Source organism: Candidatus Soleaferrea massiliensis AP7 (genome assembly GCF_000820765.1).
Classification (GTDB): domain Bacteria; phylum Bacillota; class Clostridia; order Oscillospirales; family Ruminococcaceae; genus Soleaferrea; species Soleaferrea massiliensis.
In genome coordinates this window covers 190015-212402 of sequence record NZ_CCYH01000038.1, presented here as the reverse complement: position 1 = coordinate 212402, position 22388 = coordinate 190015, and the positions used below count along the sequence as shown (strand labels likewise).

Below are 22388 nucleotides of genomic sequence, written 5' to 3'. Positions count from 1 at the left end.
ACACAGTGCCGCTTAGGGCCAGATGGCCCCCTTGAAAATCCCCTCAGATATCTTGTTATCTGTTTCGGCCGTCTGCGGACGGCGTTTTGCTTTGGTCAAGGTGGCTGAATGGCTGGCAGCGGGCACTTACGTTCTCTGCGACAGTCTTTGCTGGTACCCCAATACCCGCAGCGGCTGCGTAAACAATTCCCCGACCGGAGAACGCCGCAGACGATTGCCCCACCGCAGGTGGTGTCTGTCAGGCGTTCGGCATCAGTTTTCTGACCGCGTCATAGATATCCCCGGCTCTTTCCACAGCGATATCCGCCTGACGCATTTCTTCAGGCGCAAATCCATACAGGCAGCCGATGAACGGCAGATGATTGGCCTTCGCGGCTTCCAGATCGAAGTGCCGGTCGCCGACCATGACGGCATTGTCCGGCCGGACCTTTTCAAGCAGCATCGCGAGGGTTTCGGTTTTGGCAAGCCCGGGCACAATATTTTGGATGTGGTCGATCTTTCGGATCAGGCCAAGCTCGGTCAGCACCAGCGTGATGTACCGCAGCGAAGCGTTTGAGCAGACCGCCAGCAGGTAGCCGTCCGTGTGCAGACGGTCCAGCAGCTCGGGAACACCGTCAAAGCTGGCGCGGTATTCCTTGATGTATTCGTTCTCAAACGCCGCCACGACATCGAGGTAACCGCGCACCTGCTTGTCATCCATGTCCGGAAAGACATGCCGGCAGAAGTTTTCAGCGGGGCCGCCGAAGAAGGATTTGATCTCCTCTTCGCTGAGATGCGTTACGCCGTACTGCCGCAGCGCCTCGGTATGAGCGCGCACCGCGTACAGGTCGGTCCGGTTGAGCGTACCGTCCAGGTCAAAGACCACAAGATTTTTCATCGGGATACCTCCTTGGAAACTTTGAAAGATTACAGGACAATTTTGGGATATTTGATGAATGAAGGGGAGGATATTCTTCTGTTTTTATTATATCAAATTTTGTTTCACGATTCGCCGTGTAAAGATTGAAATTTATTATTTGTTTTTTGAAACATTCCATGCTATAATGATTCAGTAGGAACTTGTATTTTTTTGCGTTTTTTGCGGTTTTTTCGTGTGTGGTATAGAAAGACCGCAGCTGGAACGCAGGTGTTTTTTCGGAGGGGAGATAATCAATATGGAGTATCGGGAAAAATTGTTCCGAAGTTCGATGATGGGCTTTAACAAGGAGGATGTTCTGGAGTACATCGCTTCTATGGCAAGAAGCTCTGAATCGGTCGAAAAGCGGCTGAAGGAGAAGATTTCGGAACTGACCAGAACCAATCAGGACATGGAGCACCGCCTGAAGGAATTCGAGCAGAAGATGTCGGTCGTGGACGACATGGTCGGCAGGGAGCAGCAGCGGTCTTCGGAGATCAACAGCTCTTTCCAGGAGCTGCAGGATGAACTGGAGCGCACCAAAAAGGAACTGGAGGAGCGTGACAGAACCATCCGGATGGCTGCGACGCAGAACAAGCAGCTGCAGCAGAAGCTGGATGAGTACAAGGACAAAAGCGAGAAATACGACCATGTGGTCATGCGCATCGGAAACGCGATCGCAAAGGCGCAGGCCAGCGCCGATGTGATCATCAATGAGGCGAAGGAAACCGCGTCGAAGATCAGCCGTGAGACCACATCGACCACCGACAAGCTCTCAGCGGAGTTTTCCCGCATGAAGATGGAGAGCGAAAAGCTTCAGAAATATGTCAACGACACCTTTGCATCGATCAATGTGACGATGAGCAATGTCACACGGGTGGTGGAACAGGCGGCAGAGCGGTTCAGTACCTACAAGGAGCGTGTGGACCAGCTCAGCGAGCACCCGGTTGAGATCGATGTGCGGGATTTATAAACGTTACAGGAACTAATAGGAGGAATGCAGCGTGCAGATTCTGCGGGTTTCCACAGATGAAATCAAACAGGCGGCACAGGAGCTTCGGGTAGGACAGAAGATTCTGTTGTCCGGTACGATCTATACGGCCCGGGATGCGGCGCACAAGCGCTTCAACCGGATGCTGGACGACGGCGAAACGCTTCCGTTCGGCATCGAGGGCGCGGTCATCTACTATGCGGGGCCGACGCCGGCGCCCGAAGGACTGCCGATCGGCTCCTGCGGGCCCACCACGGCGGGCAGGATGGACGTCTACACCCCCCGTCTGCTGGACCTTGGGCTTGGCGGCATGATCGGCAAGGGAGCACGCAGCAGCGCGGTTGTAGAAGCGGTCAACCGGAACGCGAGCATTTACCTGTGCGCGCTCGGCGGCGCGGGCGCGTTGGCGGCAAAATGCATCCAATCCTGTGAGGTCATCGCGTTCGAGGATCTGGGATGCGAATCAGTCAAACGTCTGAAAATCGCTGCGTTTCCGTTGATTGTGGGGATTGACTGCCATGGCGGCAATATTTTCTGAGGGATTTCTCATTGTGGCGCATAAAGGCGTCCTCTCATCCGAGAGGACGCCTTTTCTACATGTATCTGCAGTCCAGGACAGCGGGTGTCTTTTCATCGTACGCTGATACCAGCGAAACCGGCGAAGAAACAGGCCGGACAATCGGTTCACGAGGGCAAAGAGACACGAACAGTCACCGTACCCTACCGCGGCCCTTTCGTCTGCATCTTGAAGAGATGTTCGATCAGGCTGTCCACGATTTTTCTGGATTCATCGTTCAGCTGCAGATATTTTTCATGCGTCTGTGCAGAGACGTCGTCCTCCTGTGTTTTGCGGCTTACGCCCAATAAATAGTCGGAATCCAAACACAATACTTCTAATATCCGTTTAATCTTGAACACATCGGGTTCCCGATTTCCTTTTTCATAACCCGTTAGCGTAGACTTTGCAACACCAATCTGCTGTGCTAACTGTTCCTGAGTCAGTCCATTCTGAAGCCGCGCTTCACGCAGTCTTTCGCCGAAAGTCAATGCAATCCCTCCTATCTAAAGGAATTATATTACCGGAGCATGCAGATGTCAATAAAAAGTTTTCATTTTGCGAACTTAATTCTTCATATTGTCTTGACAAGTTTGCTAAACGGGACTATAATAACGCCATAAGGTTGCGAATTGAAAACATGAGGGGGTGAAAGCGATGTTTAAAAACCTGGAGGACAAACAAAAACAAAGTGGGTATACAAATACGGATATGGCGGAAATATTGGGCATATCCCGCGCCGCTTACGAGCACAAGAAGCAGGCGGGAACGTTTAACCGGCCTCAGATCGAGACCCTGCTGCGGCTGTTTGACTGTAAGTTTGAGTACCTCTTTCAATGTGATGAAAAAAACGGGGCGCAGCCTTGCCAGCCGTCAGGGACCTGTCTGGAGGATCGTCCCGCATAGAGCGAGAAAGATTTTCGCAGAAATAAGAAAAAACTGGCGTATTGTTATCCACACCGGCAGGCTTGCCGCATCCGTGTATCGCAGTAGCCTGCTGAGGCGCAGTCCGCAAAGAGAACTGTAATTTTCGGATATCCGCCGGTGTGAATGCCGTTTTCGGTGATGCAGCGCAAAGCGGCGCGGATATGCCGCTTGCTGCACCAGATTGAGAAACGGGTATGCCGGATGAAACAGCAACACGGCAATGGTAAGAAGGATGACGATGGAAGCACCGCCGCGCTTTAATTGTTAAAAAACTGTATGCATATCATAAATTCATGTTTATAATAACGGCGCGGATTCCAGCTTTGCTCATAAAGTTATCCTTCATATCATAAATATAGAGATTTCCATCCATACAAAAAAAGGATGTGAAGTCTGACAGGCAACAATTTTATATTTCAAGGGAGGATTAATATGAAACGAACGACAAAAATCGCAGGCACCATGCTGGCCGGATTCCTGACCATGGCGGCGCTGTCCGCCGGTGCGAGCGCGCACGACAACGGCGCCGCAAAGACCCCGCCGATGGGCTGGTCGAGCTGGAACGCGTTCCATGCCAACATCGACGAGGAACTGATTACCGAAACGGCCGACGCGATGGTGCAGTTCGGCCTGCGGGACGCGGGCTACGAGTATGTCAATCTGGATGACAACTGGCACGCATCCGAACGGGACGAAAACGGCAGGCTCCAGTTCGACCCGATCCGGTTCCCGCACAACGGAAAATGGCTGAGCGGCTACATCCATGACAGGGGCCTGAAGATGGGGCTTTACACATCGAACGGCCTGTTCACCTGCCAGGACCTGCCCGGCTCGGAATTCCACGAGCTGACCGATGCGACGAGCTTTGCGGAATGGGAGATCGATTACTTCAAGTACGATTACTGCCACAACGTGCAGCTGTCCAGCGGGTCATACGGTATCTACGGCATCAAGCTTGCGAAGCCCTATTCCCCGGATACCCCCGTCTATTCCTATACGGCAAAGGAGGCGGAGCTTCAGGGGACGGCAAAGCTGATCGACGGCAAATATATCTATGGCGTGGGACTCAACGCAGGCTCCGCCACCTTCACGGTTGAGGTGCCGGAGGATGGCACCTACGCGCTGAACCTCGACTTTTATAAAAAGGCGTCCGGCACGGAGGTGCCGATGTTCATCGATATCAACGGCGATTCGGTGCATCCGTACAGGATGATGCTGCCGGCCACCGGCGCAACCGGCGGCGCGCCGGGTGCCAGAGCCTCGGCAATGCTGGATTTAAAGGCCGGCGAGAATACGCTGCGGTTCTACAACCCGATCACAAACGAAAACAGGAATTACGATACGGCAAGGTATAACTACGGCTTCATGCGGGACAACCTGATGAAGGCCACAGCAAAATATGCCGCGCAGAATCCCGAAAAAGAAGAGCGCCCGATCACCTTTTCCATCTGTGAGTGGGGCAGCACCTCGCCATGGCTCTGGGGAGCCCAGACCGGAAACCTGTGGAGGACCACCGGAGACATCAACGCCAACTGGAATTCCGTCATGAGCATCTATGACGTCAATGTCAATCTGTACCGCTATGCGGGCCGGTACGGCAAGGCTGAGGACGACTTCGACTACGGCTGGAACGACCCGGATATGCTCGAGGTAGGCAACGGCGATTTGACCCACGATGAAAACGTGGCGCATTTCAGCCTGTGGTGCATGATGGCGTCCCCGCTGATCCTTGGAAACGACCTGCGCAAGCTTGCAGACCAGCAGGAGGTCGTCGACATCATCACCAACCCGGATGCCATCGCGGTCGACCAGGATGAAAAGGGCATCCAGGCCATCAAGTTCAAGGATGAGGGCGATCTGGAGTATCTGGTGAAGCCGCTTTCCGGCGGCAGGATGGCCGTCTGCCTGTTCAACCGCAGCTTCGACGCCGCCGATATGGAGATCGAGCTTGCCTCCATCGCCGGCATCGTGCAGGATGTGGACCCCGAGTACTATGCGTTCACGATGAAGGACATGAAGAAGTCCCTGATGTATGACATCAAGGACGTGTGGACCTCGGAGGAATTCACCGATGTGAAGGTCGGCGGCACCGTCCCGTCCCACGGCGTCAAGATGTATGTCGTCGAACCGAACACCAGCATCGATAGGGGCGCCTACCTGATGAGCGCCTCCAACTACCGCTATGTGGCCCAGAACGGCTCGTTCATCGTGACCGGCAGGTTCTTCAACGGCGGCAACATCGGCATCGAGTTGGCTGTGCTGAGCCTGGACCTGCCCGAAGGCTTTACCGCGCGGCCGCTCACCTCGACGGTCGGAACCGCGCTTACCTTCGGAGACGAGGTCATTGTGAAATGGCTGGTCACCGCGCCGGATTCCGCGAAGGGCGAGATGGACATCGGCGTAAAGACAAGCCTGCTGTACGAAGGGGATGAAGCGCGCACGGAAATGGAGAACCATGTCCGCGTGACGGTGGATGTCCCAAGCCCGGACGGCCCGCTGATCAAGGACAACTGGATGTATGCGACGACCGAAGAAGGCGAGATCGGTGTCAACCAGTCCGCGTCCGGCGGCGCGCTCTCGATAGGCGGAACCGTATATGAATCCGGCTTCGGCGTCCATGCGGATTCCGAAATCGCCTGGTTCCTGGGCGGACGTAAGGTGAAGCTGACCGGCTTCTGCGGCATTGACGATACAGGAAACGACAAATCATCTGCGGCGTTCCAGGTGTGGGGCGACGACAAAAAGCTGTTTGACAGCGGCACGATGAAGCTGGGCGCGGCCGCGAAGGAGCTGGAAGTGGACGTTGAGGGCTGCAGCCTGCTCAGGCTCGTTGTGACCGATGCGGACGACGGCATCAGTGGGGATTACGGCGACTGGTGCGGCCTTGAGCTTGTTACCAACGAAAAGGAAGCGGAGGTTGGATGGAAGTATCTGGACGAGCTGGAGTGGAGCAGTGCGACGACCGGATGGAAGAACGAGGTCTTTGTCAACCACAATCTGGTAAACCAGCCGCTCACCTTGTGGGATGCGCAGGAGCAGAAGAATAAAATTTTCAACCATGGCATCTTTACATTGACCCCGGCCGAGGTCACCTATGATTTGGAGGAAAACGACATCATCTCCTTCTCCGCGTCGTTCGGCGTCGACGATGCGGCAAAGGGAGGCAATGTGCAGTTCCAAATTTATGGGGACCGGGAGCTTCTGTTTGAATCCGATTATATCACCTATTACGACGGCATCCAGGATACCGGGGAGATCGACCTTTCCGGCTACAAGACGCTTCATCTTGTCGCCAACGCCAGCACGGGCGGCGCCGACTGGGCCGAATGGGTGGATGCGAAGGTGCAGATCTGCCCGGACATCACAGCCCTGATCGCAAAGGCTCAGGAGAAGCTTGATGCCATGGTGGCCGGAGAATTGAACGGCCAGTATCCGCAGGCGGTCATCGACCGGCTGCAGGAGCTTATCGACAGCGCGAAGGAGATCTGGAACAGTGAGAACCCGGCTGCAACGCAGATTATAGAAGCGTACTACAGCCTTGCGGATGCCATTGAGAAGCTGGACGGGTCCGTCATCGTCGTGGATAAGACCGACCTCGGTTTTGCGATTCTGGAAGGCCTGCTGAGGAAGGAGTCGGACTATACGGCCGCAAGCTGGAAGGGCTTTGCCGAAGCTGCCCAAGATGCGTGGAGCGTCGCGGTGTCGGATGAGGTTTCCCAGAAGGATGCGGATCAGGCGGAGAAGGATCTGCTGAACGCGATTGCCAGCCTGATACCGATCGGTTCCCAGATGATGCCGGGAGATGTAAACGGCGACGGGATACTGGACGATAAGGACCTGGCCCTGCTGAAACAGTACATTACAGGACAGGTATCCTTCACGGAAGAACAGTTCAAAGCGGGCGATGTCAATGAGGACGGCAAGATCAACGTCATCGATCTGCTGAACTTAAAATTGATGATTTTAAATCAAAATTGAACATACATACAGTCATGGACCAATGCGGCGGCCGCCGCATTGGTCCATTTCCGCTGTACATGATTTGCGGGTTTATGGGAAGAATAACATCAACATTGCGGATGGGGGAGCATGCATCGTATATAAGTTTTATTGCCGTATCCTGTGGGCATACGGACAAAAATAAAAAAATTTCAGAATAAAAATGAAAAAAGAAGGCATACTATAACTGGTTTCACTGCTACGACTCTGTCAAAATGATGCGGACGGCAAACGAGATGGAATAAATTTCATATTTATCGTTCGACAGCCGCATAATACAGTGAAAATCCCTTCATACTAACTATAAATAAATCGTTTAGGAGATGGAAAGCTCATGTTAGATAAAATCGCTTTGATTTTGGTCATCATCGGTGCGCTGAACTGGGGATCTATCGGACTGTTCCAGTTCGATATTGTCGCCTGGGCGTTCGGCGGTACGGCAGCGATTGTCAGCCGTATCATCTACACGCTGGTGGGACTCGCGGGCATCTGGTGTATCTCTTTGTTGTTCCGTGACAATGAAGTTGTACACGTGAAGGAGTAGCCGGCAGTTCTGTCACGATAAAAAAGGGAGCCTGTCTTTTAGACGGGCTCTCTTTTTATCTTAAATATCTGTAAGTGTTCACATTGAATGATTTTTAGGATATTTGGCTATGAGATTATAAAATCTTCTGCCGTGTGGTTACAGCTTTCCAAGCTGTCTGCATGTATAAGCATAGGAGATAAAGCGGGGAGAACGCTCATAAATGTCCTGTTCCGATACGCCCATCCACAGCACGATGTCATTCATCACTTCATCCCGGCCGTTGTGGAGGGCCATATAGCCGGTTGTCGTTTCAAGCTCAATGCGGACTTCATCCAGTCTTTGAATTTGTATGGTTTTTGAGTGTTTCCGAAAGCGCCGGCTGACGGTTTCATTTGCCGCTTCGGCGGCGTACCTGTCGGGAAGCTTGAACGCCAATATCTGCAGCCCAAGGTCCTCCGACGCAAGCTGGCGGGCCTGCTCAACCGATGTGTCCGCGCTGTGCCAGTCCATCAGCTGCCTGTGAGTAGGATGTACGGGCAGTTCCTCCGGCCATTCGATCTGGTCCCGGAAATGGTTCAGAATGACATTGATTTTAAGAGTCTCAGCTTCCCGTTCCGACAACGTATATGGTATTGCGGCATAGCGGTCTGCCAGATATGCCGGCAGCTCGGAAAAGGCCCGTTCACAGGGCTTGATCTTCTCTGCGGCCAATTCAAGAAAGGCCTGCTGCTCATGCTGCTGTGCATCGTTTTCATCAGAGTAAACAGCCGTCGGCCCATCCGCGCTGCCGATGATGGCGATGGAAGAGGTCTGACGCATGCACCGGTTTTTAAATGGTTTCAATTTCATCATAAACCACCTTATAAGATTTCAAACATGGATGTATATTAAAAGTCATTCAGTAAGTTAGCCCCTTCCACCTCAGATAGAAAGCAAAAAAAGAATCGGTAATGGTCAAAATGTCCTCCTCACTGTCCCAGTCAATGACCGGCGTGGATGCGCCGGTATTGTAGCAAATCTCAGTCAGCTTATCCAGGACGCGGGTAATCTCATTCTTTTGCGGCAGGTCGCTATCCAGCACATCGCGCAGATAGCCTCGGAACCTGTCATAATTGACCGAATCCATTCCCGGCTTCATCTGCACAAAGGCAGCCATGACAGCGCCGTAAATATCGGTGACGGTTCCGTCTTTCAACCTGCGTTTAATGCGGTCGGAACGCTGGCGCGGGCCCCGTGCGAGCTTTTCAAACAGAGGACGCCCTGTGTTCCGTGCAATTTTCTGAAATAAATTTGGAAGATCAATGGATTCGTCGACAGAACTCCGCTCTTTTGCCGGCTTGACGATCTGCTGTTCTTCACAGATTGCCTTACAGAATTCCTGCATGAGATGCGGACTGCTCAGTGCTTCTTGTGCCAGAGACATTTTCAGGGTGTCGGGAATATGTACATTCAGTTCCTGGAACCCGGTATCGGCGATCATCGCCAATTCGTCGAGACTCCAGCTTGGAATTTCAAATATTTCTAGCCTGCCGGTCATCTCCCTCTCCACCTTCAGCACATCGAATTTGCGGTTGGGGATGGCAATGAAGACGACAGGGAGCCCATGCATAACGGGTGCCTTCAAAGCCCGTACAATGGCAGTTTGAACATTGCGGTCGATATAATGGAAATCGTCCACGATCAATGGAATCCGGTTTTCAGAAAGGAATCGGATCGCCGCCGTCTTGTTGCTGACAGAAGACCGCAGGGTTTGTCCCCGCATATGGGAACGGCTTACCGAGCCCGATACGCCCACGCCTGTTTGGATGAAAGGAATTTTAAGCTGTCCCTCTGCTGTGATTTCAAAATCCATATCCTGAGATTGATGCTCTTCAAATTCTGACGCGATCTGAAGCTGTGCAATGACGTTTTCCCAGAAGTACTCTTCATTGTCACAAATGGAACCGCCCTCGATCCAGACAGGCTTCTCCCGTCCAAAAACCTTTTCCACGAGCACCGTTTTTCCGGTCTTGGTTGGTCCGGTGATGATCATCAGCTTACAGATGTTTTTCTTCGTCTGCTGTACGCGGTCCTCAAGGTTGCGGCCGCGCCGTGGGTTGTATGTGACGGTTGGCGTTCCGCCAGGAATGAATACGTCGTTGTAATATCGTGTGTTCCCCATTGAGTTTCCCTCGCTTGTCAAAACCGTCAGGAAAGATTCTGTCACGGTTATTTTATTATATTATATCTTGGAGAAGCAGTAAAAGCAAGGAAATTGTCGAGGAAACACAGCAAAAAGGACCGGATCCATTAAAGATCCGGTCCTTAAGATGCTGGAGCGGGTTACGAGGCTCGAACTCGCTACCTCCACCTTGGCAAGGTGGCGCTCTACCAGATGAGCTAAACCCGCATATCTTTTTGACTGCGAGAACTATTATAGCTGAAAAACACCCTTTTGTCAACCCCTGGTTTGGGATTTTTTAATTTTTCTGTTTGGCTATTTTTTATTCTGTTTATTTTTGCATTCCTATGCTATAATGACATTACCAATATCGTAAGGATTTTATCAGAATGATATGGAACCAAAACTGGAATTGAAGGGAAAACGGGATGAACTGTAGTTTGAATTTAGGTCTTTGGAACAGTGTGTTTGCGGTGCCGACGGCTCTGATGGACCGTTATCTGAAGAGCTGTGACGGGGCCGCTTTAAAGGTGCTTCTGCTCATTCTGCGGAATGCCTCGGGCACGGTGGACACGGCTCAGCTCAGCGAGCAGCTCGGCATATCGCAGCAGCAGGCGGATGAAGCGGTGCAGTTCTGGGCCAATGAGAATATCCTTCTGCTGAACCAGGCGCCTGTCAAGGTGCGGGTACAGAAGCAGGAGAGTCCGCCGGCGCAGAAAAAAATACAGCATGCTTCCGGCGGCGTGCCGCCCAAGATGTCGCAGGAGGAGCTGCGCCGGTGCCTGACCGAAAATAAGGATATCAAATTTCTTCTGCAGGAATGTGAGCGGCTGTTTACCCGTCCGCTGACCGGCCCGGAGATGCAGACCCTGGTGGGGCTGAGCGGCTGGGCGGGGATTCATCCGGATATCATCCTGATGGTGGTGCAGTACTGCAAGGAGCTTGGCAAAACCAATATGCGCTATGTGGAACGGACGGCGCTCGACTGGCTGGATAAGGGCATTGACACCCACGAAAAGGCCGAAAACCATATCCGGGAGAGAACCACCGCCTTCAAGCATGAGGGCCTGGTCAAATCCGCGCTGGGCATCCATGACCGCAGCCTGATCCCCAAGGAGAGGCAGTATATCCGCAGCTGGTTCGAGGAGATGGGCTTCGATATCCGGCTGATCAAGCTTTCTTATGAGCGCACCATTGAAAAGATCGGCAAGCTGTCGTTTGACTATATGAACGCGATTCTGACATCCTGGAAGGAAAAGGGTTTGAAAACGCCCGAACAGGTGATGCGTTCCGACAAGCCGCCTGAACAGGGGCAGCAGGAGAAGAAAACCTCGTTTGATCTGGACGAGTTCGATAAGATCAGCATCTTCAACACACCGAAATTATAAGGAAGGGGAGGGCGATAGAAGATGGGATATTCCAAAGAGGTATATGACGACGCCTTCCGCATTCTGTCCGAACGCAAAAGCAAGGCCAAACAGACGGCCGAGCTGCGCCGGATGGAGATTTACGACCGAATCCCGCGTATCCGTCAGATCGACCGGGAGCTCAGCGGGACCGGCATCATGGTAGCAAAAGCCGTGCTGGCCGGCGGGAGCGACGCGTCGCAGCTGATAGAAGGCATGAAGCAGAAGAACATCTCGCTGCAGCAGGAGAAAGCGCAGCTGCTGCGGGAGAACGGCTATGCGGTGGATTATCTGGAAATCCCGTACAGCTGTGCCGCCTGCCAGGATGAGGGCTACATAGGAAATGAGAAATGTGATTGCCTGCAGCAGCTGTTGAAGGCGCAGGCGATCAAGAGGCTGCAGGGGACGGTGTCCGCAGATGAAGCGTCCTTTGAGCAGTTCCGTCTGGAATATTATCCGGACCAGCCGGATGCCAAAACCGGCGTCAACCCCAGAAAGAAGATGGGGGAGATCTTCGGGTACTGCCAGCAGTACTGCCGTGCCTTTTATCAGCATGCGCCGAACATCCTGATGATCGGCGCCACCGGTCTTGGAAAGACGCATCTTTCGATTGCGATTGCGTCGGAGATTACGCGCCGCGGATACGGCGTCGTCTATTCGTCGATGCAGAACCTGATGAACCGGATGGAGAAGGAGCGCTTCTCACGGGTCCAAGCGGCCGATGCGGACACGCTGCAGACGGTGCTGGACTGCGACCTGCTGATCCTGGATGATCTCGGCTCGGAGTTTCAGACGACCTTTACCGTCTCCGCGCTCTACAACATCATCAATACCCGGCTGAATGAACAGCGGCCGGTCATCATCAACACCAACTTGAACATGAACGAGCTTCTGAAGGTGTACAACGAACGCATTGTGTCACGCATTCTCGGCAACTACGATGTGCTGAAATTCTTCGGCAACGACATCCGCCAGATCAAGATGCGCGGCAGGCTGCTGCGGTAGCCGGAAAGGAGTTTTTATGCGGTATACAGGCATTGTTTTCGATTTTAACGGCACGCTGCTTTGGGATTCCGACAAGCATGAATATGCGTGGCGCATCCTGTCCGAGCAGCTGCGCGGCCGGGCATTTACCGATGAGGAGATCCGAAGCAAGGTGCACGGACGGGTCAACCGGGTGATCCTGGAATACCTCGTGGGCCATGCTTTGGATGATGAAACCGCGGCGCGGCTCGCAGACCAGAAGGAACAGATTTATCTGGAGCTCTGCGAAAAGGACGGCGAGGCGTTCGCGCTTGCGCCGGGCGCGGTCGAGCTGCTCGATTATCTGACCGAAAAACGGATTCCTCACGCCATCGGCACCTCCTCCTGCGAACCGAATGTGCGGTATTATCTGGAAAAATTTTACCTGCTGCGGTGGTTTCCAATGGAGCACATCATCTTCGACGACGGAAAGATGCGTGGAAAGCCCGCGCCGGACATCTATCTGCGCAGCGCGCAGCGGCTTGGCATAAAGCCGGAAAAACTGATTGCGGTGGAGGATGCGGCCAGCGGCATCCGTTCCGCGCATGCCGCCGGGTATGGCAGCGTTTTAGCTGTGGTGACCGAGGATACCCGTCCCGATCTTGAAAATCGGGAGGATGTCAATGGCGTCATCACGGATTTCACAGAGTTTGACAGGAATCTGCTTTTGATTCCCTGATACATGCAAAGCGCTGATGATGGTTCATCAGCGCGCTTTTATTTCATGGTGAATTCCTGTTTTATACAGAATCATGCCCTGTCCGCATCTGTGGACAGGGCGTGACTTTTTTTATTCCATGATCAGCATTCAAAGATTTCCGCAAGCAGCTTTACTGCGTCTTTGAAACCTTGATGATATGCCATATCTCCAAAATATGTACTTCGTTCATTGCAAGCGGATAAGGCGGCGTCTACAACGTTCCATTGCTCACGATTCAATCCAATATGGTCAATACGAAATATTTTTTGCGAGGTCTTTTCATTTAGTTTCTGATAGTTCTCATTGTCTTTTATAGATGTCTCAAAAGCAGTGTCCAATCTGAATGTTTGGAAGGCATCCAGTATAGAATCTGTTTTTTGTTTTTGCTGTTCATTGTTTGTATCTTCCTGCTTTTTCAAAAGAGATGGGATGTCGCTGTCCTTGTGATTTTTATAATGCTCCTCAAATTCCTTGTATAGCTGAAAGCCTGTCAGTGCTCCTGCTTTAAAATAAATATCATCATGGATGATTGAAAAGTCCGTTACAACATCGAATAATCGATTATCATTTCTGTCGGCTTTCGGATACAGTTTTTCGAGATTTGTAAAAAAGTCTTCATAAGATTGGTCGATGGCTCGGGAATAGTCTTCTATGTTTTCGCCGTCTTCTCCTATTTCGTTTATGATATAAGACATGAGATTTTTAAATTTACTGCGTTTAAATATGCTGTTGAATGTACACATATTAATTTCTCCTCTTAACACTGTTGTTTTTGGTTTTCATTTGTTTCGTATACCAATAGCTTAAGTATACTACAAATAAAAACCGAGGCTAACGGTGCGCCGTTAATAAAATTGACAAAAGAGTAAAAGTATTGAAAATGTGTTGTAAATTTTCCCGGGTTTAGGAATGATGATCTCTGATTTCCATTAGTGCAATAGCAAAGGGCACCTTGAATTTTCAAGGTGCCCTTTGCATGTAAAAAATGCGCTGCTTGTTATGTTTTGGTGATCAAAGCTTAGCTTGATGAATGCGGTACCGCTGTGGCACAGCGGTTTCATGGTGTTTGCCAAGTGACGCTTGGCTGTGTGGTCGTTACTTCTTTGCCGGCCAAAGAAGTAACCAAGAAAGGCCGTTCAAGGGGGCCATACACTGTGCCACCCCAAGCCAGATGGCCCCCTTGAAAATCCCCCCTGATATCCCGTTATCTGCTTCGGCCGTCTGCGGGCGGCATCCAGATGGCAGGGTGGCTGAATGGTTGGCAGCGGACGCTTACGTTCCCTAAGACTGTCTTGACTGGTACCCTGATTCCCGAAGCCGCTGCGTACACGACTCCTTAGTTGGAGAACGCCGTAGGCGATTGCTCCACCGCAGGTGGTGCGGACGGCGTTTTGTTTTGGGCAGGGTGGTTGGGCATAGCTAGCAGCGAACGCTTCCCCGGTTATAAGCTGCTTCTATGGTACCCCAATACCTTGGCTGGGATGATAAATTTACTCTTATAATCAGTCATCGATTTTTCATTTCCATAATTGCCTTAGATTTGTCCTAAGCTTTTTGCTTTGAGGTAGGCGTTGATGAATCCGTCAATGTCGCCGTCCATAACGGCGTTGATGTTGCCCATCTCGTAGCCGGTGCGGTGATCCTTCGCCAATGTGTAGGGCATGAAGACATAGGATCGGATCTGCGAACCCCAGGCGATATCCTTCTGTTCGCCCTTGATGTCCCCGATCTTGTCGAGATGCTCGCGCTCCTTGATCTGTGTCAGCTTGGAGATCAGCATCTTCATGGCGACCTCCCGGTTTTGATGCTGGCTGCGCTCGTTCTGGCAGGCGACCACAATCCCGGTCGGGAGATGGGTGATGCGGATGGCGGATTCGGTCTTGTTGACGTGCTGTCCGCCCGCGCCGCTTGCGCGGTAGGTGTCGACCTTCAAATCGCTTTCATTGATCTCAACATCCACGGCGTCGTCGATTTCCGGCATGACCTCCAGCGATGCGAACGAGGTGTGCCTTCGGCCGGATGCGTCGAACGGGGAGACGCGCACCAGTCGGTGTACGCCGGCTTCGGATTTCAGGAATCCGTAGGCGTTGATTCCCTCGATCAAAATGGACGCGCTCTTGATGCCGGCCTCGTCGCCGTCGAGGTAGTCAAGCACCTTGACCTTAAATTTATGCTTTTCGGCCCAGTGGGTGTACATGCGGTAGAGCATCTCCACCCAATCCTGTGCTTCGGTTCCGCCCGCACCGGCATGAAAGGTCAGGATCGCATTCTTGCCGTCATATTCGCCGCTGAGCAGCGTGGAGAGCTTCTGCGTCTCCAGCTCGCCGACCAGCGTCTGGAAGGTCTGCTCGGCTTCGGTGTAAAGCGCCTCGTCCTGTTCCTCCAGCGCGATTTCGATCAGCGTGCTGATGTCTTCGTACAGGCTGACCAATCGGTTATAATCCCCGATCTTGGATTTGATCTGCGTGGTCTGCTGCAGCGTTTTCTGCGACTGCTCGAGATCGTTCCAGAAGGCGGGGTCCGCGCCCTGTTCCTCGAGCGCGCCCAGCTTCTTCTGAAGCTCCGAAAGTCCGATGGCCTCGGCAAGATCGTCAATCTGCGGTTTTAATGCGGTCAGCTGCTGCTTGAGTTCTTCAAATTGTAACATGGTTTTCCTCCAGTTGTATTGATCGGCCGGGCCGATGAAGTCCACGAATGGACGATGTTTCATACAGGGGAAAAAACGGCGGGCTAGAACGCCGTTTTCCTCCGATTTTCCGTCTGTTTCAATTGTGTCCTATCTATTATATTTTACTTATTAATTATTGTAAAGTGTTGGATTATTTATAAATATAGGATATAATGTTAATTGCCAATCGGACCTTGGTTCAGCGCCCGTCAGGATACCTTACGGGAAATTCAGTTTTGGAAGCGGGGGATTATATTGCTGTATGCTGGAGAAGATTGTGTAAAATGCAAAAATCATTTTAAACCGGATGATGACATCGTGGTCTGTCCGATCTGCGGTGCGCCGCAGCACAGGCCATGCTATAAAGAGGAAAATGTCTGCGCGTTCTGCGGCAATGAGCCGGGAAAGCAGTGGAAAAGAAAGCCCAAACAGGTCATCACGCCCGCGCAGCCGGGCGTACAGGCCGATATCCGTGCGGCAGGGGAAGAGGCCGGCGGTAAGGTCGCCTGTCCCTGGTGCGGCGAGATGAATGAGCCGGGCAAAAAGTTCTGCGTGACCTGCGGCCGGACGATGCGCGAGCCTCAGGTTCAGCAGCCGTTTCAGAATATGGGACAGGGCGCTGTGAATGAGGAAACCGCCACGATGTATGGATTTACCGTGGAGGAGCAGATTGACGGCGTCAAAATCGCGGATATCAGCCGGTTTGTGAAGAACAACGCGATCTCGTTTATTGTGAAATTCAAGGCGATGAGCATGTACAACCGCATCATCTCGCTGAATTTTCCGGCGTTTTTTCTGCACTTCCTGTACTTTTTCTATCGAAAGATGTACAAGCTCGGCGCGCTGTTCATGGCGATCTATGTGATCTGCGCGGTGCCGGCCACAGTGGTCACATTTGCCGGCATACAAGCACAGCTTGCCGGCGTTCCGTTTGACTACAACGCCTATGCTGTCTGGATGACCCTTTTGGACGTTTCACGGTTTGTGATGACGGGGATATCGTTTATCGCGCTGGCGTTTACCAACCACTGGTATCGCAGCTATGCGTTTAAGCATATTAAGCATGCTAAGGATGATTTTGCATCCGACACGGCCGGATACAACGCCTATATGGACAAAAAGGGCGGTATCTCCGCCATAGCAGTGGCGAGTGTGCTGGGTGGACTGTTTATTCTGTATATGATCGCCGTATCGGTCTTTCTGGTTCCGGTGATCCTGCCAATGATGTGACAAAACAGGAGGATTATTTTATGAAGATCAAAAAAGCGGTCATTCCGGCCGCGGGACTGGGTACAAGAGTGCTGCCGGCATCCAAGGCGATGCCCAAGGAGATGCTTCCGATCGTCGACAAGCCGGCGATTCAGTATATTGTCGAAGAGGCCGTCAAATCTGGAATTGAGGACATCCTGATCATCACCAGCCGCGGAAAAACGACCGTAGAGGACCATTTTGACCGTGCGCCCGAACTGGAGGACAGGCTCTTAAGGTCCGGAAAACAGCAGGCGTATGATGAGATCGTGGCGATCTCCAAGCTTGCCAACATCCAGTACATCCGCCAGAAGGAGACCAAGGGGCTCGGACACGCGGTGCTCTGTGCCAAAACCTTTGTCGGCGGCGACCCGTTTGCGGTGCTCTACGGCGACGATGTGATATTGAGCGAGACGCCGGTCTGCAAGCAGCTCTGCGACGCATATGAGGAATTCGGCCTCGGCGTCGCCGGCATGAAGGAGGTCCCGACCGACCAGATCCTCAAGTACTGCTCGCTGGCGGTTGAGAACATCCGGGACAACCTGTACAAGGTGACCGATATGATTGAAAAGCCGTCGCGGGAACAGCTCTTCTCAAACTTTGCGATTCTGGGCAGGACTGTGCTGCCGGCCAGCATCTTTGAGATTCTGGAGAACACGCCGTACGGCGCGGGCGGGGAGCTGCAGCTGACCGATGCGATGCGCACCCTGGCCAAACGCGAAGGCATGGTCGGCGTGGATTTCGAGGGAACGCGTTACGATATGGGCAACAAGCTGGGCATCCTGCAGGCGATTGTCGAGGTCGGCCTGATTCATCCGGAGGTCGGCTCCGAGTTTAAGGAGTATCTGAAAAAGGTGACCAGCAGACTGTCATAAGCTTATACATGGGAATCCCGTCTTCCGGGAAGGAGGGCGGGATTTTTTAAATGAAAAAATATCTTCTGGTGTAAAATAGACTTGCGCTCTGTCAGCCAGTGAACGGAACGCTCAGCGGGCGATGGAGAATTCAGGCCCGTCTGTGAGCGGCAAACCACATCTGTTCGCGTGTACAGCCTCATATGGGGGAAACTGGTATACAAGGGCGGCATCCTTTCATGAAAAGACGCAGACAGGCTTGGCGGATGGCGATTGCTGCCGCGATGATAAAAGGCGGCGGGAGATAACAGTATACGTGATATGGACTTGATGGAAGCGGAAATTTCTAAAAAATGGACAGGATTATTTAACTAGAAAAAATAATTGAATCTTGGAAAAATGCCCTTGACAAGCTGTGCTTTTTTTAGTATAATCATACTCAAGATATTTAAGGTTCATACATTTGGAAACAGTTTCAGGGTTCTGCCAAATAGCATTTCAGTATGTGCAGAGTTTTTGTATAAGCTGACGATATCGGGGTTTTATTTTACTTGAGAGTGCAAGAAGAAACGCTTTCATGTTGCCTGGAAAACGTTTCTGTTAGATATTGGTCCTTTTTTTCATTTTGCCCTATAAGTATTTGCTGATTATCTTCGGATAATCAGCAAATATGGAAGGGTCCATACCACTGTAGGAAGCATCCAATGCCATGCGGTATTGGATTTTTTTGCGTTTTGGATTCCCTTTTCACACCGCCCTGTGAACTTTCAAGGAATTTTTTACAGGGATGTCTTGTACCAGGCCGGGATATCTGATACAATAAAGCATAATTTTATAATTTTACTGGAGGGTTACTATTGGACACCGGTACAGCACTGCTCTATGTACTGTTGGTAATTTTGGTTATGATGTCGGCGTTTTTCTCCGGCACCGAAACGGCCTTCTCCTCATTCAACCGCATCCGGATGAAGAATATAGAGGAGGAAGGGGACAAACGCGCGGGCATCGCGCTGAAAATTTCGGAGGATTACGACCGCGCTCTTTCCACCGTCCTGATCGGAAACAACATCGTCAACACCCTGACGGCGTCCATCACAACGCTGCTGGCGACCCAGATGTTCGGTCCTTCCGGCGTTGGTATTGCAACACTGGCTGCGACGGTTGTGATTTTGATCTTCGGCGAGATCGTCCCGAAGAGCTATGCGAAACAGAACGCCGAAAAATTTGCGCTGGGCGTTTCCCGCGCGCTGTCGTTTCTGATGTTCATCCTGAAGCCGATCATCCTGTTCTTTGTCAAGATCACCGACCTTGTCAACCGGGCGAACAAATCGGATAAAAGCACGCCGACCGTCACCGAGCAGGAGCTTAAATACATCATCGAGGAGATCGAGGATGAAGGCGTGCTGGAGAAGCAGGAAAGCGAGCTGCTGCAGAGCGCGCTGGAGTTCAGCGACATCACGGCGGATGAAATCCTGACCCCGCGCGTGGATGTTGTTTCGGTGGACATCCGCAATTCGGTGGAGGAGATCATGCAGGTGTTTTTGGAAGAACACTTCTCCCGTATCCCGGTCTATGAAAAGAGCAAGGACAACGTCATCGGCATCCTGTTTGAGCGGGAATTCCTGCGGGCCTATATCGGCAATCCGCAGTTGGAGGATGTGCGTCCGCTGCTGAAACAGCCGCTGTTTGTGCCGGAAAAGATAAAAATCTCCGCGCTGCTGCGGCAGCTGCAGAAGGACAAGACCCATATGGCTATTGTGACCGACCAGTACGGCGGCGTCGACGGGCTTGTCACGATGGAGGACATCCTGGAAGAGCTGGTCGGCGAAATCTGGGATGAGGACGATGAAATCACCCATATGGTCACGCCGCTGAGCGACAACACCTACCAGGTCAACGCGGATGTCGATCCGGAGGACCTGTTTGAGCTGCTGGGACTGGATATCCGCGATTTTGAAAGCAGCTACAGCAGCATCAGCGGATGGATCTTCGAGACGCTGGGACACATCCCGAAGCCGGGGGAGAGCTTCAGCTATAAAAATTTGATCATCACGGTGTCCGAGCTGGACGACAACCGCATCACCAAGGTGCTCGTCACGGTGGACCGGGATGATATGGAAGAAAAGGATTAGCAGTATCCGAACGGGATATTATTTGGAAGAGGCGAAGAATATGAACCACGAGGAACGGGCCTATGAGCTGTTCAAACGGGGATATAACTGTGCGCAGGCTGTATGCTGCGCTTTCAGCGACTTGATCGGCGTGGAGGAAGAGACATTGCTGAAGCTGTCCGCGTCCTTTGGTGGCGGTTTTGGCCGTCTCAGGGAGATGTGCGGCGCGGTCGCCGGCATGGGATTCGTTTTGGGCGCGCTGTACAGCAGCCCCGACCCGGCCGATACCACGGCGAAGGCGGCGCATTATGCGCGGGTGCAGGAGCTGGCGGACACATTCAGGCAGGAGCATGGCACCATCGTCTGCCGGGAGCTGCTGGAGCAGATGGCGCTGCGGCCGGACACCAGCCCGCAGCCGGATAAGCGGGACGAGCGCTATTACAAGGTGCGCCCCTGTGTGCGTCTGGTGGAGAGTGCCGCGCGGATGCTGGATGCTTACATCGAACAGCATCCAAGCGTGAATGGATGATGCTCATCCAAAATCATGGCGGCTTTTGCCGCTGCTGCCAAGCTGTTCAAACACGCGGACAATTTCTTCTATTTTCATAAAACATTCCGCATCTTGGAGGCTGTCATCTTCGATGACGGCCTTTATTTTTGGGAAATGCCTGATAATGCTGCGTTCTATCCGTGCAGCCGGGTTGATGATCATTCTAATTCAATGGGGTGCGGCTTCTTACAGAAGACTTTTGACAGCTTGTATTCCTATTAAAATTAGGATATCATGGAAGGCAGTACATCATCACGGAGGTCTGCTGCATGAGAAACTTGCTGTCAAGATATACGCTTTGCGTTTCATATGTGCTGCTTTACAAGCTGGGATATATTGCGCGTTTTGAAGGCCGTACAAAGAATAAGGAGCTGGAACGGATGATCAAGAGGCGTATTGAAGCATTTGAAACACTTCATGGAACGATATCGATTGACGATTATATGGAATAAGAATGAGATGGCCGGGCAGCGGCGGGACAATCATCGCCGGTTTGAGGTTGTACAGCCGCTTTCATACGATATACAGCCGATCTTTCAGGATGGCTTGTACAAAAAAACAATTGACAAAATCCGATTAATATGGTAACATAGATATACCTCTAAAAGGGTTTATTTTTATGTCCAAAAATCAGCGTTCTTTTTACGAGGGAGGCAAAAAATTCCGTCAATCAGGAGGTGCCGATATGAGGGTAAAGATTACCTTAGCTTGCACAGAGTGCAAACAGCGCAACTACAATACCATGAAAAACAAGAAGAATGATCCTGACAGGCTCGAGATGAAGAAATTCTGCCGGTTCTGCAGGAAACACACACTTCACAAGGAAACAAAATAGGCGAAAGGCGGGCTAAACAATGACGGCAACAAATACGAATGTCGAGGGCAAGAAAAAATTCAGCCCCAAAAGAATCGCCTCAAAGATTGGTCGCTCTTTCAAGGATTTAAGGGGCGAAGTCAAAAAGGTCGTATGGCCGACCAAGAAACAGGTCGTCAACAACACCATCGTGGTGCTTGTCACCATGCTGGCGGTTGGCATTGTCATCTGGCTGCTTGACTTCGGTATGTCCACACTGGTCAGTGCATTTTTACAACAAGCTTCCTAAGGCTCTGGAAGCATAGGAGGAACAAAAATGTCTGAAACCGCAAAATGGTATGTTGTCCATACCTATTCCGGTTACGAAAACAAGGTTGCTTCCAATATCGAAAAGGTAGTGGAGAACCGCAGCCTGCAGGATCTGATCTGTGAAGTGAAGATCCCGACCGAGACCGTAACAGAGATCAAGGACGACAAAAAACGTGAAGTGGAACGCAAGATCTTTCCGGGCTATGTGCTCGTAAAGATGGTTTTGACGGACGACTCCTGGTATGTCGTGAGAAATACCAGAGGCGTTACCGGGTTCGTAGGACCTGGCTCGAAACCTGTTCCTCTGACTGAAGAAGAGGTAGCAGGCTTAGGTGTGGAAACCAAATCCGTGGAAGTCCAGTACTCCGTCGGGGATTCCGTGAAAATCATTGCGGGTCCGCTGGAAGGCTTCATTGGCACGGTGGGCGAAATGAACATCGAGGGCAATTATGTCAACGTAACGGTGTCCATGTTCGGAAGGGATACACCCGTAGAGCTTCAGCTTGACCAGGCCCAACCGTTGGATTAATCTTTTTTTGAGGTAGATCTTTTAAGATCACAAACCGGCATGTCCGTTTCCGGATGTGCTTCGGCGGCTGTCTTCTTTTTTTGAGCTACAGAAGACGATGACGTCGCCGTGTGGGAGGAAC

23 protein-coding genes and 1 tRNA gene are annotated in these 22388 nt (G+C 51.9%); 16 read left to right on the top strand and 8 right to left on the bottom strand.

Features of this window, described 5'->3' with window-relative positions; translation table 11 throughout:
* Positions 1-238: 238 nt before the first annotated feature.
* Positions 239-877 (bottom strand): HAD family hydrolase, encoded by a 639-nt coding sequence (locus BN348_RS10255; protein WP_040197851.1) that lies wholly within the window; start codon positions 875-877, stop codon positions 239-241.
* 277 nt (positions 878-1154) lie between these two features.
* Between BN348_RS10255 and BN348_RS10250 the strand changes: the two genes are divergently transcribed.
* Together BN348_RS10250 and BN348_RS10245 are read left to right on the top strand one after the other, a co-directional pair.
* Positions 1155-1868 (top strand): hypothetical protein, encoded by a 714-nt coding sequence (locus BN348_RS10250; protein ID WP_040197850.1) that lies wholly within the window; start codon positions 1155-1157, stop codon positions 1866-1868.
* Positions 1869-1899: 31 nt separating this feature from the next.
* On the top strand, positions 1900-2424 hold the full coding sequence (locus BN348_RS10245; RefSeq protein WP_040197849.1) for a FumA C-terminus/TtdB family hydratase beta subunit: 525 nt from the start codon (positions 1900-1902) through the stop codon (positions 2422-2424).
* 182 nt (positions 2425-2606) lie between these two features.
* Here the strand turns inward: BN348_RS10245 and BN348_RS10240 are convergent, their stop codons facing one another.
* Positions 2607-2933 carry a helix-turn-helix domain-containing protein gene (locus BN348_RS10240; protein ID WP_052446879.1) on the bottom strand — a complete coding sequence of 109 codons (327 nt, stop codon included), beginning with the start codon at positions 2931-2933 and terminating at the stop codon, positions 2607-2609.
* A gap of 166 nt (positions 2934-3099) precedes the next feature.
* On the opposite strand from BN348_RS10240, the gene BN348_RS10235 reads away from it, so the two are divergent.
* From BN348_RS10235 to BN348_RS10225, 3 genes are all read left to right on the top strand, one after another.
* Positions 3100-3348, top strand: coding sequence for an antitoxin Xre-like helix-turn-helix domain-containing protein (locus tag BN348_RS10235; RefSeq protein ID WP_052446878.1), 249 nt, complete (start codon positions 3100-3102; stop codon positions 3346-3348).
* Positions 3349-3801: 453 nt separating this feature from the next.
* A complete protein-coding gene (locus BN348_RS10230) occupies positions 3802-7347 on the top strand; it encodes an NPCBM/NEW2 domain-containing protein (RefSeq protein WP_040197848.1) in 3546 nt (1181 codons plus the stop codon).
* A 355-nt stretch (positions 7348-7702) separates the two neighbouring features.
* On the top strand, positions 7703-7912 hold the full coding sequence (locus tag BN348_RS10225) for a DUF378 domain-containing protein (RefSeq protein ID WP_040197847.1): 210 nt from the start codon (positions 7703-7705) through the stop codon (positions 7910-7912).
* A 138-nt stretch (positions 7913-8050) separates the two neighbouring features.
* Here the strand turns inward: BN348_RS10225 and BN348_RS10220 are convergent, their stop codons facing one another.
* The 3 genes from BN348_RS10220 to BN348_RS10210 form a co-directional block, all read right to left on the bottom strand.
* Positions 8051-8743, bottom strand: a complete 693-nt coding sequence (locus tag BN348_RS10220; protein WP_040197846.1) for a hypothetical protein — start codon at positions 8741-8743, stop codon at positions 8051-8053.
* A 49-nt stretch (positions 8744-8792) separates the two neighbouring features.
* Positions 8793-10055, bottom strand: coding sequence for a P-loop NTPase family protein (locus BN348_RS10215; protein ID WP_040197845.1), 1263 nt, complete (start codon positions 10053-10055; stop codon positions 8793-8795).
* A 152-nt stretch (positions 10056-10207) separates the two neighbouring features.
* Positions 10208-10283 (bottom strand) — tRNA-Gly (locus BN348_RS10210).
* Between the two features lie 212 nt (positions 10284-10495).
* On the opposite strand from BN348_RS10210, the gene BN348_RS10205 reads away from it, so the two are divergent.
* From BN348_RS10205 to BN348_RS10195, 3 genes are read left to right on the top strand one after another with little or no spacing between them, the layout of a single operon-like run.
* Positions 10496-11443, top strand: coding sequence for a DnaD domain protein (locus BN348_RS10205; protein ID WP_197068335.1), 948 nt, complete (start codon positions 10496-10498; stop codon positions 11441-11443).
* Between the two features lie 21 nt (positions 11444-11464).
* Positions 11465-12466 (top strand): ATP-binding protein, encoded by a 1002-nt coding sequence (locus BN348_RS10200; protein WP_040197843.1) that lies wholly within the window; start codon positions 11465-11467, stop codon positions 12464-12466.
* A gap of 16 nt (positions 12467-12482) precedes the next feature.
* Positions 12483-13163 (top strand): HAD family hydrolase, encoded by a 681-nt coding sequence (locus BN348_RS10195; RefSeq protein ID WP_040197842.1) that lies wholly within the window; start codon positions 12483-12485, stop codon positions 13161-13163.
* 122 nt (positions 13164-13285) lie between these two features.
* On the opposite strand, the gene BN348_RS13300 is transcribed toward BN348_RS10195, so the two are convergent.
* Together BN348_RS13300 and prfB are read right to left on the bottom strand one after the other, a co-directional pair.
* A complete protein-coding gene (locus BN348_RS13300) occupies positions 13286-13927 on the bottom strand; it encodes a hypothetical protein (protein ID WP_052446877.1) in 642 nt (213 codons plus the stop codon).
* A gap of 791 nt (positions 13928-14718) precedes the next feature.
* Entirely contained in the window at positions 14719-15831 is a 1113-nt protein-coding gene (gene prfB, locus BN348_RS10185; protein ID WP_040197841.1) for a peptide chain release factor 2, read from the bottom strand.
* A gap of 201 nt (positions 15832-16032) precedes the next feature.
* On the opposite strand from prfB, the gene BN348_RS10180 reads away from it, so the two are divergent.
* The 4 genes from BN348_RS10180 (at position 16033) to BN348_RS10165 (ending at position 20594) form a co-directional block, all read left to right on the top strand.
* Positions 16033-17082, top strand: a complete 1050-nt coding sequence (locus BN348_RS10180; RefSeq protein WP_156136495.1) for an RING finger protein — start codon at positions 16033-16035, stop codon at positions 17080-17082.
* Positions 17083-17102: 20 nt separating this feature from the next.
* On the top strand, positions 17103-17975 hold the full coding sequence (gene galU / locus BN348_RS10175; RefSeq protein ID WP_040197839.1) for a UTP--glucose-1-phosphate uridylyltransferase GalU: 873 nt from the start codon (positions 17103-17105) through the stop codon (positions 17973-17975).
* Between the two features lie 836 nt (positions 17976-18811).
* A complete protein-coding gene (locus BN348_RS10170; RefSeq protein ID WP_040197838.1) occupies positions 18812-20086 on the top strand; it encodes a hemolysin family protein in 1275 nt (424 codons plus the stop codon).
* A 40-nt stretch (positions 20087-20126) separates the two neighbouring features.
* Complete coding sequence (locus BN348_RS10165; RefSeq protein ID WP_040197837.1) at positions 20127-20594, top strand: C-GCAxxG-C-C family protein; 468 nt, start codon at positions 20127-20129, stop codon at positions 20592-20594.
* 3 nt (positions 20595-20597) lie between these two features.
* Here BN348_RS10165 and BN348_RS10160 read toward each other — a convergent pair whose 3' ends face one another.
* Complete coding sequence (locus BN348_RS10160; protein WP_040197836.1) at positions 20598-20777, bottom strand: hypothetical protein; 180 nt, start codon at positions 20775-20777, stop codon at positions 20598-20600.
* A gap of 107 nt (positions 20778-20884) precedes the next feature.
* On the opposite strand from BN348_RS10160, the gene BN348_RS10155 reads away from it, so the two are divergent.
* From BN348_RS10155 to nusG, 4 genes are all read left to right on the top strand, one after another.
* The gene (locus BN348_RS10155; protein WP_040197834.1) at positions 20885-21067 is read left to right on the top strand and encodes a hypothetical protein; all 183 of its coding nucleotides are present in this window, start codon (positions 20885-20887) and stop codon (positions 21065-21067) included.
* A gap of 233 nt (positions 21068-21300) precedes the next feature.
* On the top strand, positions 21301-21450 hold the full coding sequence (gene rpmG / locus BN348_RS10150) for a 50S ribosomal protein L33 (protein WP_040197879.1): 150 nt from the start codon (positions 21301-21303) through the stop codon (positions 21448-21450).
* 19 nt (positions 21451-21469) lie between these two features.
* Complete coding sequence (secE, locus tag BN348_RS10145; RefSeq protein ID WP_040197833.1) at positions 21470-21718, top strand: preprotein translocase subunit SecE; 249 nt, start codon at positions 21470-21472, stop codon at positions 21716-21718.
* Positions 21719-21745: 27 nt separating this feature from the next.
* Positions 21746-22267, top strand: coding sequence for a transcription termination/antitermination protein NusG (nusG, locus tag BN348_RS10140; RefSeq protein WP_040197832.1), 522 nt, complete (start codon positions 21746-21748; stop codon positions 22265-22267).
* Positions 22268-22388: the final 121 nt, after the last annotated feature.

Bases quoted from the DNA above. Each gene is read 5' to 3' on its own strand.
- prfB (WP_040197841.1), bottom strand. From the start codon at position 15,831: ATGTTACAATTTGAAGAACTCAAGCAGCAGCTGACCGCATTAAAACCG.
- rpmG (WP_040197879.1), top strand. From the start codon at position 21,301: ATGAGGGTAAAGATTACCTTAGCTTGCACAGAGTGCAAACAGCGCAAC.
- secE (WP_040197833.1), top strand. From the start codon at position 21,470: ATGACGGCAACAAATACGAATGTCGAGGGCAAGAAAAAATTCAGCCCC.
- BN348_RS10195 (WP_040197842.1), top strand. From the start codon at position 12,483: ATGCGGTATACAGGCATTGTTTTCGATTTTAACGGCACGCTGCTTTGG.
- BN348_RS10235 (WP_052446878.1), top strand. From the start codon at position 3,100: ATGTTTAAAAACCTGGAGGACAAACAAAAACAAAGTGGGTATACAAAT.
- BN348_RS10220 (WP_040197846.1), bottom strand. From the start codon at position 8,743: ATGAAATTGAAACCATTTAAAAACCGGTGCATGCGTCAGACCTCTTCC.
- BN348_RS10215 (WP_040197845.1), bottom strand. From the start codon at position 10,055: ATGGGGAACACACGATATTACAACGACGTATTCATTCCTGGCGGAACG.
- BN348_RS10250 (WP_040197850.1), top strand. From the start codon at position 1,155: ATGGAGTATCGGGAAAAATTGTTCCGAAGTTCGATGATGGGCTTTAAC.
- nusG (WP_040197832.1), top strand. From the start codon at position 21,746: ATGTCTGAAACCGCAAAATGGTATGTTGTCCATACCTATTCCGGTTAC.
- galU (WP_040197839.1), top strand. From the start codon at position 17,103: ATGAAGATCAAAAAAGCGGTCATTCCGGCCGCGGGACTGGGTACAAGA.
- BN348_RS10155 (WP_040197834.1), top strand. From the start codon at position 20,885: ATGAGAAACTTGCTGTCAAGATATACGCTTTGCGTTTCATATGTGCTG.
- BN348_RS10255 (WP_040197851.1), bottom strand. From the start codon at position 877: ATGAAAAATCTTGTGGTCTTTGACCTGGACGGTACGCTCAACCGGACC.
- BN348_RS13300 (WP_052446877.1), bottom strand. From the start codon at position 13,927: ATGTGTACATTCAACAGCATATTTAAACGCAGTAAATTTAAAAATCTC.
- BN348_RS10160 (WP_040197836.1), bottom strand. From the start codon at position 20,777: ATGATCATCAACCCGGCTGCACGGATAGAACGCAGCATTATCAGGCAT.
- BN348_RS10200 (WP_040197843.1), top strand. From the start codon at position 11,465: ATGGGATATTCCAAAGAGGTATATGACGACGCCTTCCGCATTCTGTCC.
- BN348_RS10230 (WP_040197848.1), top strand. From the start codon at position 3,802: ATGAAACGAACGACAAAAATCGCAGGCACCATGCTGGCCGGATTCCTG.
- BN348_RS10165 (WP_040197837.1), top strand. From the start codon at position 20,127: ATGAACCACGAGGAACGGGCCTATGAGCTGTTCAAACGGGGATATAAC.
- BN348_RS10225 (WP_040197847.1), top strand. From the start codon at position 7,703: ATGTTAGATAAAATCGCTTTGATTTTGGTCATCATCGGTGCGCTGAAC.